Annotated in this window: 18 protein-coding genes; 13 read left to right on the top strand and 5 right to left on the bottom strand. The window is 46.4% G+C overall.

Features of this window, described 5'->3' with window-relative positions:
- The first annotated feature begins 6 nt into the window (after nt 1-6).
- Nucleotides 7-270: a DUF7660 family protein gene (locus HYN48_RS14420; protein WP_219909595.1), complete on the top strand. Its 264-nt coding sequence runs from the start codon at nt 7-9 to the stop codon at nt 268-270.
- Between the two features lie 18 nt (nt 271-288).
- On the opposite strand, the gene HYN48_RS14415 is transcribed toward HYN48_RS14420, so the two are convergent.
- Nucleotides 289-903 carry a YdeI/OmpD-associated family protein gene (locus HYN48_RS14415; protein ID WP_219909593.1) on the bottom strand — a complete coding sequence of 205 codons (615 nt, stop codon included), beginning with the start codon at nt 901-903 and terminating at the stop codon, nt 289-291.
- Nucleotides 904-1,041: 138 nt separating this feature from the next.
- Between HYN48_RS14415 and nadC the strand changes: the two genes are divergently transcribed.
- From nadC to priA, 4 genes are all read left to right on the top strand, one after another.
- The gene (gene nadC, locus HYN48_RS14410) at nt 1,042-1,899 is read left to right on the top strand and encodes a carboxylating nicotinate-nucleotide diphosphorylase (RefSeq protein ID WP_108372948.1); all 858 of its coding nucleotides are present in this window, start codon (nt 1,042-1,044) and stop codon (nt 1,897-1,899) included.
- An 80-nt stretch (nt 1,900-1,979) separates the two neighbouring features.
- Complete coding sequence (locus HYN48_RS14405; protein ID WP_108372946.1) at nt 1,980-2,852, top strand: YihY/virulence factor BrkB family protein; 873 nt, start codon at nt 1,980-1,982, stop codon at nt 2,850-2,852.
- A gap of 88 nt (nt 2,853-2,940) precedes the next feature.
- Complete coding sequence (locus HYN48_RS14400) at nt 2,941-3,369, top strand: DUF2147 domain-containing protein (protein WP_108372944.1); 429 nt, start codon at nt 2,941-2,943, stop codon at nt 3,367-3,369.
- A 39-nt stretch (nt 3,370-3,408) separates the two neighbouring features.
- Nucleotides 3,409-5,853: a replication restart helicase PriA gene (gene priA / locus HYN48_RS14395; RefSeq protein WP_108372942.1), complete on the top strand. Its 2,445-nt coding sequence runs from the start codon at nt 3,409-3,411 to the stop codon at nt 5,851-5,853.
- Here priA and HYN48_RS14390 read toward each other — a convergent pair.
- The gene (locus HYN48_RS14390; protein ID WP_108372940.1) at nt 5,850-6,548 is read right to left on the bottom strand and encodes a LytR/AlgR family response regulator transcription factor; all 699 of its coding nucleotides are present in this window, start codon (nt 6,546-6,548) and stop codon (nt 5,850-5,852) included. The genes priA and HYN48_RS14390 overlap by 4 nt on opposite strands.
- Before the next feature lie 161 nt (nt 6,549-6,709).
- Between HYN48_RS14390 and rpsF the strand changes: the two genes are divergently transcribed.
- The 4 genes from rpsF to HYN48_RS14370 all read left to right on the top strand — a co-directional run bounded on the left by rpsF (nt 6,710) and on the right by HYN48_RS14370 (nt 8,602).
- On the top strand, nt 6,710-7,048 hold the full coding sequence (gene rpsF / locus HYN48_RS14385; protein WP_108372937.1) for a 30S ribosomal protein S6: 339 nt from the start codon (nt 6,710-6,712) through the stop codon (nt 7,046-7,048).
- A 2-nt stretch (nt 7,049-7,050) separates the two neighbouring features.
- Nucleotides 7,051-7,347 (top strand): 30S ribosomal protein S18, encoded by a 297-nt coding sequence (gene rpsR, locus HYN48_RS14380; RefSeq protein WP_020211613.1) that lies wholly within the window; start codon nt 7,051-7,053, stop codon nt 7,345-7,347.
- A gap of 61 nt (nt 7,348-7,408) precedes the next feature.
- The gene (rplI, locus tag HYN48_RS14375; RefSeq protein ID WP_108372934.1) at nt 7,409-7,849 is read left to right on the top strand and encodes a 50S ribosomal protein L9; all 441 of its coding nucleotides are present in this window, start codon (nt 7,409-7,411) and stop codon (nt 7,847-7,849) included.
- Nucleotides 7,850-8,128: 279 nt separating this feature from the next.
- Nucleotides 8,129-8,602, top strand: a complete 474-nt coding sequence (locus tag HYN48_RS14370) for a DUF6495 family protein (RefSeq protein WP_108373671.1) — start codon at nt 8,129-8,131, stop codon at nt 8,600-8,602.
- Here HYN48_RS14370 and HYN48_RS14365 read toward each other — a convergent pair.
- The gene (locus tag HYN48_RS14365) at nt 8,589-9,308 is read right to left on the bottom strand and encodes a LexA family transcriptional regulator (RefSeq protein WP_108372932.1); all 720 of its coding nucleotides are present in this window, start codon (nt 9,306-9,308) and stop codon (nt 8,589-8,591) included. The genes HYN48_RS14370 and HYN48_RS14365 overlap by 14 nt on opposite strands.
- Before the next feature lie 417 nt (nt 9,309-9,725).
- On the opposite strand from HYN48_RS14365, the gene ligA reads away from it, so the two are divergent.
- Together ligA and HYN48_RS14355 are read left to right on the top strand one after the other, a co-directional pair.
- A complete protein-coding gene (gene ligA / locus HYN48_RS14360; RefSeq protein ID WP_108372930.1) occupies nt 9,726-11,723 on the top strand; it encodes an NAD-dependent DNA ligase LigA in 1,998 nt (665 codons plus the stop codon).
- Nucleotides 11,720-12,400, top strand: coding sequence for a hypothetical protein (locus HYN48_RS14355; RefSeq protein ID WP_108372928.1), 681 nt, complete (start codon nt 11,720-11,722; stop codon nt 12,398-12,400). Before ligA ends, HYN48_RS14355 begins: the two co-directional genes overlap by 4 nt.
- On the opposite strand, the gene HYN48_RS14350 is transcribed toward HYN48_RS14355, so the two are convergent.
- Together HYN48_RS14350 and HYN48_RS14345 are read right to left on the bottom strand one after the other, a co-directional pair.
- Nucleotides 12,401-13,309 carry a bifunctional metallophosphatase/5'-nucleotidase gene (locus tag HYN48_RS14350; RefSeq protein WP_108372926.1) on the bottom strand — a complete coding sequence of 303 codons (909 nt, stop codon included), beginning with the start codon at nt 13,307-13,309 and terminating at the stop codon, nt 12,401-12,403.
- 125 nt (nt 13,310-13,434) lie between these two features.
- The gene (locus HYN48_RS14345) at nt 13,435-14,148 is read right to left on the bottom strand and encodes a 5'-nucleotidase C-terminal domain-containing protein (RefSeq protein WP_342747852.1); all 714 of its coding nucleotides are present in this window, start codon (nt 14,146-14,148) and stop codon (nt 13,435-13,437) included.
- Nucleotides 14,149-14,264: 116 nt separating this feature from the next.
- Here HYN48_RS14345 and HYN48_RS14340 point away from each other — a divergent pair, with 116 nt between their 5' ends.
- Both HYN48_RS14340 and dapA read left to right on the top strand, forming a co-directional pair.
- Nucleotides 14,265-14,783: a DUF6913 domain-containing protein gene (locus tag HYN48_RS14340; protein WP_108372921.1), complete on the top strand. Its 519-nt coding sequence runs from the start codon at nt 14,265-14,267 to the stop codon at nt 14,781-14,783.
- A gap of 2 nt (nt 14,784-14,785) precedes the next feature.
- The gene (dapA, locus tag HYN48_RS14335; protein WP_108372919.1) at nt 14,786-15,667 is read left to right on the top strand and encodes a 4-hydroxy-tetrahydrodipicolinate synthase; all 882 of its coding nucleotides are present in this window, start codon (nt 14,786-14,788) and stop codon (nt 15,665-15,667) included.
- Nucleotides 15,668-15,734: the final 67 nt, after the last annotated feature.

Below are 15,734 nucleotides of genomic sequence, written 5' to 3'. Positions count from 1 at the left end.
TGTGATATGATGGACACCAGGATAGAAGCGACCAAAAACATCAGAACCAGGCAGGATTTCATCGTCTTTCTGAATGAATTGTTGCTAGAGTACAGGGCAAACGGCCCAGAATGGGAAAATAATAATCTCGAAAATTTCCTCAGCGCTTTGGCAGACTGTGCGGAAGGCATTGACGGGTTTTACGCCAACACGCAACCCCAAATGAATGCCGAGGAGGCTTCCTGGAAAATCTTCGCCGATATTTTGATGAGTGCAAGGATTTACGAATAGTTTCGCACGGACATCCGTCTACTTTACGTATTTCCAATTCCTGATTTTACCTTCACTGATCCATTCCACAGCAGTAGCCATCCGCTCATTGCGGGTTTTTTCAGTTTTGGCCTCGGTAATCCAGACAATATACTCCTTTCTTTTTCCGGGCGACCAGTTCTCAAATATTTCAAATGCCTTCGGATTCGCTTTCAATACTTCAATGAAATAATCCGGCGCCTCGGCTTGAAGTTGCGGCGTTTTTGGTTTGGCCGGAACCTTAATGCCGTCATCATTGAGTTTCTTTGCCTGTCGGATGAAATCAATAATCACGGCGTCAGGCGGTAGATTATTCAACGAGCATATCCGGCCAAGGTTTCCCATCGCTTCGCCGCCATTATTCGAATTTTCATCCAAATACCCGTGTGGATCCTGCAGCAGTGCCGATTTCCAAAACCCAAGAACCGCGTGTTTCTTAAACGAGGCCATGGTCACGAATGGGCCCTTGTAATCGAATGACGCGAATCCCCACTTGATGGTTTCCTGCACTTCGGGAACGGCTTTATGCACGAGTGCGCGCAGGTGCTCCAAGATGGGTTGGGCAAACGGCTGCGCCTTCTCAATGTATTCGTCGATGCGCGGATCGTATTCCATGAGTGTTTTTTTTACGAATGTATACATAATTCTAAAATCAGAAAATTGGGAATATCATATTTATCGCTTCACAATGTCGTTATCTAATTGACACATTATCCAATTATCTCGTATTTTAGCCCGACAAAATCTAAATCCATGATTCCACCAGCGCAGTTCAACAATGAATTACGATTGATCATCGAAAATGCCATCCGTGAAGACGTGGGGCCGGGCGATTACAGTTCGCTCGCATGCATTCCCGCTGCCGCAGAAGGTAAAGCAAAGCTGCTTGTGAAGCAGGACGGTATTATTGCCGGTGTCGCTTTCGCGGAAATGATTTTCAACTACGTCGATCCGTCGTTGAAGTTGGAAGTATTCATTAAAGACGGGGAGCCTGTAAAATACGGCGATGTGGTTTTCCACGTGTCGGGCAGCTCGCAGTCCATCCTGAAATCAGAGCGCGTCGTGCTCAACTCGATGCAGCGTATGAGTGCCATTGCCACAAAGACCAACCAATACGTCCAACTGCTTTCGGGCACCGGCACCAAAATACTCGATACCCGAAAAACTACGCCGGGATTCAGGGCGGCAGAGAAGTGGGCAGTAACTATCGGCGGCGGCGAAAACCATCGTTTTGCGTTGTACGACATGATCATGCTTAAGGACAACCACAACGATTTTGCGGGCGGAATTACCGCGGCAATTACGAAAACGAAAAATTACCTACAGGAAAACCGACTCGATTTAAAGATTATCGTAGAAGCCCGTACGCTGGACGAAATTCGTGAAATACTCCTGAATGAGGGCGTGCACCGCATACTGATTGACAATTTCAATTTCGAGGACACGAGAACGGCGGTGGCGCTAATCGGATCGAAATGCCAGACCGAATCTTCGGGAAACATCAATGAGAATACCATACGGCAATATGCTGATTGTGGTGTGGATTATATCTCTTCGGGTGCCTTGACGCATTCGGTTTATAATATGGACCTGAGCCTGAAAGCGTTTTAAAAAATAAACCTGGAATTACCCTGAACACCGAACCCCAGATATCGTCCCGTATCGAGAAAATCCCAATCCTCCGGAATCTCATGCATGTCACCCAGCGCATCAAGCTGCCCTGGCTGCACGGATTTACATTGTATGACCTGCTCGAGCTCTACATTACCGGGATAGGGGAAGGGGCGCTGCCTTATCGCTGTAGTGCCATTGCCTTCAGTTTCTTCATGGCGTTGTTTCCGTTTTTGCTGTTCATCCTCAACCTGATCCCGTATATACCCATTTCCGGATTCCAGGAAGACTTCCTTAAATTCGTCGAAGAGGGCGTGCCGCCCAATACCTATGATGCGATTGCGGCCATCATCAACGACATCATGCACAACAGCTACCAGGGGCTGTTATCATCGGGATTCCTGCTGTCGATTTTCCTGCAGGCCAACGGACTCAACGCGGTGCTCGTCGGTTTCCAGAAATCACAGCACGTAGAAGCCAAACGCACCTTCCTGAAGCAGTACCTGGTGGCACTCGCGATGTCGTTGCTGCTGACGTTCGTACTGATCCTTACTGTTGCCATCATCGTGATATTCGAAGTCTTTATCCAAAGCACCAATATTCCGGATGTGATCAGCGACAACATCCCGCTGATCGTTATCAGCCGGTACATTTTTGTAATGCTGATGATCCTGATCGGGGTGTCGATACTGTTTAAATTCGGGACCAAACGCACGGCAAAACGCGCATTCATTTCTGTCGGGTCCGTGTTTACCACCGCGCTGATTATCCTGTCATCTTATTTTTTCGGGATCTGGGTCGTTAAATTTTCAAAATATAACGAATTGTATGGTTCGATTGGGACGCTTCTCATCGTAATGTTTTATATTTGGATCAATTGCCTGATCCTGTTGCTTGGCTTTGAACTGAATGTGACCATCAACCGTATCAAAAAGAAAAATAAGATGCTTTAGGAGCATGATCCTGCTGTCCGCTGTATCTTTTTATTTTTAAAGAAGAAATAAAAAGGATGCCGCTTCCATCAGGGCTAAACACGCGTCAATGAATAAACTATCGTGCATTATTATCACCTTGCTCTTTGCGCCGTTGCTCTTTGCGCAATCGGTGACGGGGAAATGGAAAACCATCGACGATGAAACCGGCAAGGCGCTCGGCGTAGTTGAAATTTACGAGAAAAACGGCAAGGTTTACGGTCGCGTGCTCGAAATCCTGAATCCGAAAGACAGGAATAAGACCTGTGCCAACTGCTCCGGCGATGACCGGGACAAGCCCATTCTCGGGCTGACGATCATAAAAGGGCTCAAAAAGGACGGCGAGGAATACAACGGCGGGAAAATCCTTGATCCCAAAAGCGGCAAGCTTTACAAATGCTACATCAACCTCGAAAACAAGGACAAACTCAAGGTGCGCGGTTACATCGGGATTTCGCTGTTCGGAAGAACACAGTACTGGCATCGCGTGAAGCCATAATTTTTTGTTACCTAATATCAGTAAAAGCCACCCAGAATCATGTTTTTTGCAGAAATCATCCTCCCGTTAAACCTTCCGCGGACCTTCACATACAGCGTCACCGCTGAAGAACGGAACCTCCTGCAAAGAGGCATGCGCGTTGCCGTTCCATTTGGGAAAAACAAGATTTATACGGGCCTTGTGACAGAATTGCATGATCGTGAACCCTCATTGTACGAAGCCAGGCCCATCGGCCAGATCCTCGATGAAAAGCCTATAGTGACGGAAATCCAGCTGGCACATTGGCTTTGGATTGCCTCCTATTATATGTGCAGCCCGGGCGATGTGTTCCGCGGGGCGATGCCATCGGCGCTGCTGCTGGAAAGTGAAACCATGATCTCGTTGAAACCTGACGCAAACTGTGACCCGGAACAGCTCAGCGACCAGGAATTGCTTGTATACAGCGCGTTGCTGCAGCAGTCATCACTGAGGGTCTCCGAAGTCATGCCGTTGCTCAACCGCAAGAATGTATTTCCCATCATCAGGAAAATGATGGAAAACAACATCATTTCGATACGCGAGGAAGTACAGGACATGTACACGCCAAAACTCGTGAAATACATCCGCCTGCATCGGGATTATGATGCGGCTTCCGACTTACAGGCGTTGCTCGAAGTGCTGAAATCCGCCAAAAAACAAAAAGAAGCCTTGCTGGGATATTTCCAGCTTAACGCCGAGAAAAAGCCGATTGCCGTCAAACGCCTCACCGAAACTTCGGGCGTTACGGCTGCCGTAATAAAAGGCTTGGTGGAGAAAGGCATTTTCGAGGAATACCACATCCGAGAAGACAGGGTTGATTTTGGTGACGATAGGGGAGATGATAGGTTACTGCTGAGCAAAGCACAGCAAAGCACGCTGGATAACATAGTGTCTGCGCTGGAGAAAAAAGACGTCTGCCTGCTTCACGGTGTCACGGCATCGGGGAAAACCGAAATGTACTTCCGGCTCATAGAAAAGTACATTAAAGAAGGCCAACAGGTACTGTATTTATTGCCTGAAATTGCGTTGACCACACAGCTTGTCGGCCGGCTCCAGAAGCATTTCGGAAACAGGGTTTCGGTATTTCATTCCAAATACAGCAACAATGAGCGCGTCGAAACGTGGAACCGCGTGCTCGATAATGCGGAAAAAGCCCAGATTGTCATAGGCGCACGGTCGGCGCTGTTCCTGCCATTCCGGCAATTGGGGCTGGTTATTATTGACGAAGAACACGAGCAGACTTTCAAACAGCAGGATCCCGCACCACGCTATCATGCGCGCGATGCGGCCATCGTCCTGGCATCATACCATCAGGCCAAAGTGTTGCTCGGATCGGCCACGCCTTCATTGGAAACTTATTATAACGCCACGTCAGGAAAATATGGCCTGGCAGAAATTACAGAGCGTTTCGGGAATGTGCTGATGCCTGAGATCGAGCTTGTGGATATCAAGGACAAATATTTCCGCAAACGGATGACGGGGCATTTCAGCGATACCCTGATTGGCCACATTGAAGCCGCATTGTCGGTGAATGAGCAGGTGATCTTATTTCAGAACCGACGCGGTTATTCGCCTGTAGTGGAATGCCTGACCTGCGGGCACGTGCCGCAATGCCCCCAATGTGATGTTAGCCTCACCTACCATAAGTTCAAGGGACAACTTCGGTGCCATTATTGCGGCCACCATATTGCCATGCCGGTCAACTGCCATCAGTGCGGCAGTCCCGATCTGACCACCAAGGGGTTCGGCACGGAGCAAATCGAGCAGGAACTGGCGCTGTTGTTCCCGAATGCCAAAACGGCGCGCATGGATCAGGACACCACGCGTGGCAAATACAGTTTTGAGAAACTCATCGACAGTTTCAAGAACCGGGAGATCGATATCCTGGTCGGCACCCAGATGCTGGCCAAAGGCCTCGATTTTGACAACGTTTCTTTAGTCGGGATCATGAACGCCGACAATATGTTGTATTACCCCGATTTCAGGGCGTTTGAACGCAGTTTCCAGATGATGGTGCAGGTGTCGGGAAGGTCCGGCCGTTCGCACAAACAGGGTAAAGTCGTCATCCAGACCTTTAACCCGATGCACAACACCATCCAGCAGGTCACACGCAACGATTATGAAGGCATGTTTAAGGAGCAGCTTTATGAAAGGCATATTTACAAATACCCGCCGTATTTCCGATTGATACGGCTTACGTTGAAGCACCGCGATTTCGAAAAGCTCAGGGAAGGTGCGTCCTGGCTTTATGAGGTGTTGAGGCAAAATCTCGACATTCCTGTTTTAGGTCCTGAAGAGCCGTCGGTGAGCCGCATACGCAATGAGTACATTCGGACAATAATGGTGAAGATGCCACAGGAAAAGGCTTTGGGGCAAACTAAAAAACGTATAAGAAAGGTGCTCAACAGCTTTGAGACCATCGCGCCTTACAGGGCAATCAAGGTAATAGTGAATGTGGATTTTTAGGAAGTCACCTCGAGTGCCTTTTTAAGATCTTCCTTTTTGTTCCGGCTGAGCGGAATTTTCGTCGGACCGATTTCGGCAAACTTGCTGTTGAATTTATCTACCTTATCGATATTGACAATGTAGGATTTGTGTACGCGCACAAAGCGATCCGAGGGCAGGTCGTTCTCAAAAGATTTCATTGTGGAAAGCACGAGGTGGTTTTCGTCTTCGGTCACCACTTTCACATAATCGCCATAGGCTTCGATCCATTTGATCTTGGCGGTAAATATCTTAAGTTTCTTCAGTTTGCTCTTGATGAAAATATGGTCGCCCTCTTCATCATTGGCGTCCTTCTGCATATTGTAGAGGTTCATGGCACGTTTGATTGCAGATTCGAAACGGGCATTCGTGATCGGTTTTTGCAGATAATCGGTTGCGTCGTAGTCGAAGGCCTTAACGGCATATTCGGGTTTGGATGTAATGAAGATCACCTGGGGTTTTACCTTAAGCCCATCAAGCAGGTCAAATCCACTGACAATAGGCATTTCCACGTCCAGGAAAAGCAGGTCAATCGCCGTGTAGGACATAAAGTTCTTCGCTTCAAGTGCGTTTGAAAACTCGCCGACTAAATTCAGGTTGAGATGATTGCTGACCAGTTTTCCGACAATCATTCTTTGTATAGAGCTGTCATCTACAATTACACAATTCAACTTCATAGATCTCTGTTCTTAAATTTTGGGAATTTTAAAAGTATATCAAATTTTTTAAACAAACTAATTTTTAAAGTCAAAAATTGCCTTTCATCGATAATAATGCCGTTGTGCTTGTGCATTTAAATTAAATGATTACTTTTGCACCCAATTTAAAATAATTTTTTATGAATCATTATGAAACTGTTTTCATCTTAAATCCCGTTTTATCTGAAGTTCAGGTAAAGGAAACAGTAAGCAAATTCGAAGATTTTCTTACGAGCAGAGGAGCAGAGATGGTATCAAAAGAGGATTGGGGCCTGAAAAAAATGGCTTACGAAATCCAGAACAAAAAAAGTGGTTTTTACCATTTATTTGAATTCAAGGTAGCAGGCGAGCACCTGATTGCTTTCGAAACCGAATTCAGACGTGACGAAAGAGTAATGCGTTTCCTTACCGTTACACTTGACAAGCACGCCATTTCATGGGCTGAGAGAAGAAGAGCTAAAAACAAAACAAAAGCATAATTATGTCTACGATAGAGCAATCAGCAAAAGGAAAAAAAGACGGGGATATCAGATATCTTACGCCTTTGAACATTGAAACCAACAAGACTAAGAAGTATTGCCGTTTCAAGAAATCCGGAATCAAATATGTAGATTATAAGGATCCTGATTTCTTGTTGAAATTCGTGAACGAGCAAGGGAAAATCCTTCCACGCCGTTTGACAGGGACTTCACTGAAATACCAAAGGAAAGTGTCTGTGGCCGTAAAACGCGCACGTCACCTGGCCTTAATGCCATACGTGGCCGATTTATTGAAATAATTAAAAACACAGTTGTTGGTTTCCGTTTTCGGAACCTAACTTCTCTAACAAGGACAACAACATGGAATTGATCTTAAAACAAGACGTTCAGAATTTAGGTTTTAAAGACGATGTCGTAACGGTGAAAGCAGGTTACGGACGTAATTACCTGATCCCTCAAGGATTTGCGCACATGGCAACGCCTTCAGCTAAAAAAGTTTTGGCTGAAAACCTGAAACAAAGGGCACACAAAGAAGCTAAAATCGTTAACGATGCAAAAGCTTTGGCTGAAACCCTGAAATCATTGGATATCAAGCTTACCGCAAAAGCAGGTGGTGAGAAATTATTCGGTTCGATCACCAACATCGACCTGGCTGAAGCTTTGGCTAAGGCAGGACACGAGATTGACCGTAAATTCATCACAAGCGGTGTCGTTAAGCGTACAGGAAAATACAACGCTACAGTGCGTTTGCACAGAGATGTGGTAGTTGACCTTCCTTACGAAATCGTAGCTGAGAAGTAAAAAGCGACTGGGTGCCAGGTGCCTCAGCGTCTGAGAATAGAAATCCCGATTTATTTCGGGATTTTTTTTTGCTTCGCCGGTTCGCATTTTTTAGGGTGAAGCTGATCCCGCTGTCCGCTATATCTTTTTCCCTCCACTGCGTTCCGGTAAAAAGGATGCCGCTTCCATCGGGGCTAGGCATCCATGTTCGGTATCCAAAATTTTGTCAACCGGACGGCCAATTTTGAATTCCAAAGTTTCAAAATCTGTAACTTTGCAACCCAGCAATTCAGTAACATCATGAAATACGCACGCCTCACCAAAGAACAATTTGAAGAACTCCACCCGGAATTCGTAAACTTTCTCGCCACACAATCTATCGACAAGGCGGAATGGGACAAAATAAAGTCTGAGAATCCACAGGTCGCCGAGCAGGAGCTCGACGTATTTTCAGATTTGATCTGGGAAGGTGTCCTGACGCGGGCAGAATACCTCGAGCATTTTTCCAGAAACCACATTTTCCTGTTTCATTGCGGCGAAGCGCAGATTCATTCGATCGTCCTGAAGTCACTTGACAACACGGTTGATTTTCTCACAAAGGACGGCCTCCAATGGTTGGGTGATCATATGTTCACAGACCACATTGAAATGAAAATCGGCACCAAAAACTTTGATGCCGATCGCAATAATTCACTGTTTGAGCTGATAAAACAAGGCGCATTCCTGAGTGACGGAGCGCTGTACCTGCAGATCAAATCGGTTATGAACTCTTAAAATCGAGCAGCGCACGGTCGATTACCTTGATGCTGTCATTAATGAATTTGAATTTGTTTTCTACGTTCATGTTGTAAGACAGTGCGGCTTTGATGATCCAGATTTCGTTGATGTCCTCTGCCTTCATATTCACCTCATTAAAAAAAGTGTTCTCGCTGGTCAGCAAATACATGTCGCGTTTTTCCGCAATGCGCTGGATCCTGTTGATAAATAACCCTTTTGTCCTGCTGATGATTACCGCCAGGCTATTGTCCGGAATCTCGTGAAGGCTGGTTTCTTCACAGATTACAAACGAATTTTCTTCGATCATCGGGAACATGTTGTTGCTCAATACCTGAAATGCCCTGGTGTTGTCCCCTTTTATGAACGGAAAATTGTACTTCGGGAGTTTGTCCACGAGGTCATCTGCGCCCATACAATACTGGAACTGCATTTCACGGCTTACCAGCTTGGTCTCCCCGGGATTGTCAAGGTCGCTTGACTTACGGACTCTTTTCTCGAGCAAGATGTCGTTGAGGTCGAGATCATACGTTTTGCAAACGGCAATGACCGCAGGGTAGTCGAGCGTATTTCTTTTTTTCCAGGTGGATATCGTATTGGGCCTGATGTCGAGGATTTGTGATAACTGGATGTCGCGCTTGATTTTTAGCGCTTTCTTAAGTTTCTGGATAACCAAACCGGCGTCAATGATGTTTTCTTCTTGCATAGTTTCTTAAATGTTTAAATGAGGAATGCTGTGTTTTGGTGTGTTCATTTAATGGCATTCGAATCTGTTTCATTTACCCGGAAGAAATATTCAAAATAGAAAATACGGTAAAATTCTCTATTTGTGGCATTTATAAGATAGATTTAGGGGGTGTTTCTATTTTAAAATCACAAAATGTAATATTGGCAACTGCTTTAAGCCGTTCAAATATAGCATATTAATTATGCCTATCCATAGCGATTACAAAAAAAGCACTTTTTTTTATAAATCCGATAAGAAACTTTCATTTTTATTAAGAATAAACTTAAAAAAACCGAATGCGTTTTTTCGTGTGCGCTTTCTCTTTTTAATCGCACGCGAATACCAATTATTTACTAAATTGGTCACGATTATAAATCGGCATGACCGCATCGAAATATGGAACTCAGTAACCGGATACAGGCGCTTCGCGATGAGATAAACAGGCATAATTACAATTATTATGTACTGGATCAGTCAGAGATTTCAGATTTTGATTTTGACATGCTGCTCAACGAATTGCAGCAGCTTGAACAGGCGCATCCTGAATTTTTCGATGCGAATTCGCCTACACAGCGCGTTGGGGGTATGGTCACCAGGAACTTCAACACAGTCGTGCACGAGCAACGGATGTACTCGCTTGATAACTCTTACTCAAAAGAAGACCTTATCGACTGGGAAAAACGACTCATAAAGGTCCTTGGTAACGTAAATCCTGAATTTACGTGCGAACTCAAATATGACGGCGCTTCCATAAACCTGACTTACGAGGACGGGAAACTGAGCAAAGCCGTAACCCGCGGCGACGGATTCCAGGGTGACGATGTCACTGTAAACATCAGGACCATCAGATCTATTCCGTTGCAGCTGAAAGGCGACTATCCTTCCAGGTTCGATATCCGTGGCGAGATCATCCTGCCGCTTTCCGGTTTCGAAAAAATGAACCGGGAGTTGGTGGAGATCGGGGAGGCGCCTTACTCAAACCCGAGGAACACCGCATCGGGAAGCCTTAAATTACAGGATAGTGCCGAAGTCGCCAGACGGCCACTTGACTGCCTTCTGTATGCTGTTGTTGGGAATAAACTGCCGTTTAACACCCATTTTGAAGGGCTGCAGCATGCACGCGACTGGGGATTTAAAGTGCCCAAAGAAGCGCAATTGGCAAAGAGCATGCAGGAAGTTTTCGGGTTTATTGATTATTGGGACGTACACCGGCACGAACTTCCTTATGAGACTGATGGTGTGGTGATCAAAGTCAACTCGCTCCATTACCAGGAGGAATTGGGTTACACCGCCAAAGCCCCGCGCTGGGCCATCGCGTATAAGTACAAGTCTGAACAGGTGTCCACGCGCCTTCATACCATTTCGTACCAGGTCGGGCGTACCGGCGCGATTACCCCGGTGGCCAATCTGGAGCCGGTACAGTTGGCGGGAACCATCGTCAAAAGGGCCTCGCTCCACAATGCCGACCAGATTGAAAAGCTCGACATACGCGTAGGCGACGAGGTTTATGTGGAGAAAGGCGGAGAGATTATCCCCAAAATCATTGCCGTCGACTTATCAAAAAGGCCGCCGCATTCAGAAAAAACAGCGTATATCACCCATTGTCCGGAATGCCACACGGAACTGATCCGCAATCCCGGGGAGGCACAACATTACTGTCCTAATTTTTATGGCTGTCCACCGCAGATTATTGGTCGTATCGAGCACTTTATTTCAAGGAAGGCGATGGATATTGAGGGATTGGGCGGAGAGACCGTAGCGTTGCTTTACAAGGCCGGTTTGGTTCACAATTATGCCGACTTGTATGAATTAAGCGTGGAAGATGTGCTGCCACTCGAACGCATGGCGCAGAAATCAGCTGAAAACCTGATCAACGGCATCAACAAATCGAAGGAGATACCGTTTGAACGGGTATTGTTTGCCCTGGGCATCCGTTACGTCGGGGAGACCGTTGCCAAAAAGCTTGCAAAGCATTACAAAAACAGCGACGCGCTGGCCCGGGCTGGTTTGGCCGATTTGATCCTGGTCGACGAAATCGGTGAAAGGATTGCGCGAAGCGTCCTCGAGTTTTTTGGTAACGACGAAAATAAGACCATTGTCCAACGGCTAAAGGACTTTGGCGTGCAACTCGAAACCGTCGAACGTATCAATCCCGATGCCACCGATAAGCTGCAGGGAAAAACTTTCGTCGTTTCAGGGGTTTTTGAAAATTATTCGCGCGACGAACTTAAAAAGGCCATTGAGGACAACGGCGGGAAGGTAGGAAGTTCCATTTCTGCCAAAACTGATTTTGTTGTGGCCGGTGACAATATGGGTCCGGCGAAACTGGAAAAGGCCACTAAACTTAATGTGCCTGTCATCTCGGAAGCAGACTTTACCCAACTGCTGCAATGAAAACCGGTACACCGTCATTGATCTTATATTTTGCTGCGTGTATCCTGTGTGTGCTCTTGTACTCCCTGCATCTCGATGCCTGGGTAATTTACCCTAAGGCCGCAATCCTGCCATCGGTGTTCGTGTATTATTATATCAACAACCACCATAGTGTCAGCCCGGATAAAGCCGCTGTGTTTTTGCTGTCATTCGTTGCCGATGTGTATATATTAATGGGATTCGACAGCTCATTCATTGTTGCCGAATGCTGCCTTATCGCCGTATATCTGATTATGATCCGGTATGTAATCAAAGATTTTGTTACGAGCAAGTTGAGGCGCAAAGATGCCGTGCCCATTGCCGTGGCGTTGATTTTTGTGACCTACCTGCTCGTCACGATGCTGACGCTGGATTTTATGAATGAGCGCAGGTTTTTCTATCTGTTCCTGTGTCATGGGATTGTGCTCGCGCTGATGGGTATGCTTGCGATCGTGAATTATATTGCCAAAGGGAGCCGGCAAACCATCAGCAGTGTTTTGATGTGGACCTGCTTTGCGCTTTCAGATATTTTTTATTTGCTCTACCATTTTTACCTGCCGGTTTACCTGTTTGAGCTTATCAATATTTCGTCGCAGGTATTGTCCTATTTCTTTATGGTACGCTATTTCCTGCGCACCGATCGCGTGGTCAATTCATGATCAGACGGTAATGACCTTTGAACCACCCGCTTTCTGCCTGTCGTGTTCAAAATAAAAATCGATTCTCCCGAGGTTAATGCCATAGCACCCCACCTGATTCACCAAAACCTCCTTGTCATCCAGGTTTTTTACGACGGTTGGTTTGTCGAGGAACGTGTGGGTATGGCCGCCAATAATCAGGTCAATGTCCCTTGTTTGCGCCGCGAGCTTCAGGTCGCTGATTTTTTCCGGATCGTCTTTGTAGGCATATCCCAAATGGGAAAGGCAGATGATCAGCGCACATTTTTCTTTTTCTTTCAGCACTTTCACCACGTCTGTAGCTACCTCCACAGGATTAAGGTAGACAGTTTCTTTGTAGTTCTTTTTGTCGACCAAACCCTGCAATTCGACACCCAAGCCGAAAACGCCAACCTTGATGCCGTCCTTGTCGAATACCTTATATGGTTTTACGATCGTATCAAGGACCGTATTCTTAAAGTTGTAATTCGCCGATACGAAGTCGAATTGGGCATGCGGCAGCTGCTTGTAAAATCCCTCAATGCCGTTATCAAAATCATGATTTCCCATCGTAGCCAGATCGTAGCGCATCATGCTCATCAATTTCAGTTCGAGCTCGCCACCGTAATAGTTGAAGTATGGCGTACCCTGGAACACGTCGCCCGCATCCAGCAGAAGGACGTTCGGATTTTCCTTCCGGACGCTTTCAATCAGTGATGCACGCCGGGACACCCCGCCCATATTGGCATTCCGGGGATCATCGGGTGGAAACGGATCGATATGGCTGTGTACATCATTGGTATGCAACACCACAATATGTTTCACATCGGCCGCAAACGACATCAATGGCGCGGGCAACGCCAGAAACGCGGTGCCTGCAGCTGTTTTTTGTATAAAATCCCTTCTTTTCATTTTTCTAAATTTTTAAGACGCGGTCCGGCTTTTCTTTGTAACTGGGCCAAAACATGCAGTGATCAGCAGTGAGTCCCCTATATCTGACGAGTCATTGTGAAGATATCGCTGCATGGGGCAATAATTTATCGCTCAATCGATATCCGCTCGTCGTGATTCACCACCAGCGTATCGGTTTCCTTAAAATAATCGATCAGTATATTGCGCAACTTGTAGTCCATATCAAACGATGCCGTTGCTTTTTTGAAGAACACCATATTGTCCCCACCGTTAGACAGGTAATCCGAGGTCGCGACGTAATAAGTATCTGCAGGGACGAGCGGTTTTCCGTTCACCGTAATATTCTTGGGATTGCCGTCTTTGCCAATTGTAAAAGACATTCCAGATAATGGATGTGGTTTTTTTTCCTTGATGATATAGGCAGCGATTTCCAATAATTGCTCCCCTTTGAGCGCCAGGACAATGAGGCTGTTTTCAAACGGCATCACTTCATAGGCTGTCCGCGCCGTCACATTGCCTTTGGGAATGATTGCGCGGATGCCGCCATGATTCAGCAGGCAGATATCAACTTGTTTTTGCTCGCGCGGGTCAAACACGGTCCGGGCTTTTGCGAGGGTCACATCGGCCATGAAATTCCCGATGTTCGTTTGCCATTCGCCTTTGGATTTCTCAAGGGTTTCCGGCGAATAGGCGAGCACGGTACTGAGGTCTTCATTGATATGCTCGCGATACGGTTTTATAAAGGTGTCAATCCCGGGCGTTTGCGGTTGCGCTGAAGTAATCCCGACCTGACGGCCTTCGATGCGGGTGACGTACTGTTTCTGCTGGGCACAGCCCAAACAGAGAAATGTTAAGAATAAAACAAAATGCCTTACCGTAACGTGATAGTTTTTTAGATTTACCATCGAATTTTAACCACTATTTTGAGTAAATTTGTAAACCAAGTAAAAGTACTATGTTTTTAAAGTTCGTTAAGCATTTTTTATTAAAAAGAAAGTTAAAAAATAGCCTTTCCAACGTTAAGAATCATTTTGGTACCGAAAAAATAAAAACGGTAGGTTTGCTGATAGACGAAAGCTATTTCACGAACCGAGAAGGCCTTGTCGCCGAATTGTTGCGCAACGGCATTAAGCCTGAAGACATCAGTATCCTCGCGTTTAAAGACAAGATCAGGAAAAACGAACAGTTTGACCACGATGTTTTTACGATAAGGGACATCGATTGGGACGGGGTTTTCCAAAATGACGCTGTAAGCCGCTTTGCTGATGCGCCGTTCGATTTGCTTATAAGTTATTATGATATTGAAAAGGCGCCCCTTTTATTGGTGACACAAAAATCCAAAGCGGCTTTTAAAGCCGGTTTTTCAACTATTGACAAACGTCTCAACCATTTTATGATCAACACGGTAGCGGAAAATTTCGAAATTTTTACCTCCGAACTGTTCCGTTACCTTATAATATTAAACAAAATCTAAGTATGCAACCATTCACTGGTACCGGTGTCGCGCTGGTCACTCCATTCAAAAAAGATTTTTCCGTCGATACGGAAGCCCTCGCAAGGATTGTCAACCACGTGATAGCAGGCGGGGTGGAATACCTCGTTGTACTGGGCACGACAGGCGAGCCGGCCACGCTCACGGATGATGAAAAAGAATTGGTTATTGCTACCGTTAAGAAAGCGAATAACGGCAGGCTGCCGCTGGTCCTGGGCGTTGGCGGCAACAACACTGCCGATGTGGTCGACGAACTGAAAACGCGCGACTTGTCGCCGTTTGCCGCCATCCTTTCGGTTTCACCATATTACAACAAGCCCACGCAGGAAGGCATTTACCGCCATTTCAGTGCTGTGGCCGAAGCTTCCCCGGTCCCGGTGATTCTTTACAATGTGCCGGCAAGGACAGGAAGCAATATGTTGCCGTCGACGATCCAGAGGCTCGCAAATGACCATACGAATATCATAGGCGTGAAAGAGGCGGCAGGGGATATGGTGCAGGCCATGAAGATCATCCAGCACAAACCAAAGGATTTTCTGGTAATTTCAGGGGATGACATGATTGCACTCCCTATGGTACTGGCCGGTGGCGCCGGGGTGATTTCCGTTATTGGCGAAGGCTTTCCGAAAGAATTTTCTGAAATGATCCGCCTGGGATTGCAGCGTAAAACCGATGAGGCTTATGCGCTCCATTACAAAATCGCCGATTCGATCGACCTGATTTTCGAGCAGGGCAATCCGGGAGGGATTAAGCAAATCCATCAGGCGATGGGCCTCTCTGAAAATACGGTCCGTTTGCCGTTGGTTGAGGTCAATGCCGATCTTGCGGGCAGGATAGACCGTTTTGTCCGGGCACTCGGGTATTAACACAACAGGATTGATTACACCTTGCCGACTTCAGAAAAAATGTTTTGTAGTCTGCAATTAATAACTA

The sequence above is a fragment of the Flavobacterium magnum genome (assembly GCF_003055625.1).
Taxonomy (GTDB): domain Bacteria; phylum Bacteroidota; class Bacteroidia; order Flavobacteriales; family Flavobacteriaceae; genus Flavobacterium; species Flavobacterium magnum.
The sequence above is the reverse complement of the archived record's forward strand: the minus strand, read 5'-3'. Positions and strand labels throughout refer to the sequence as shown.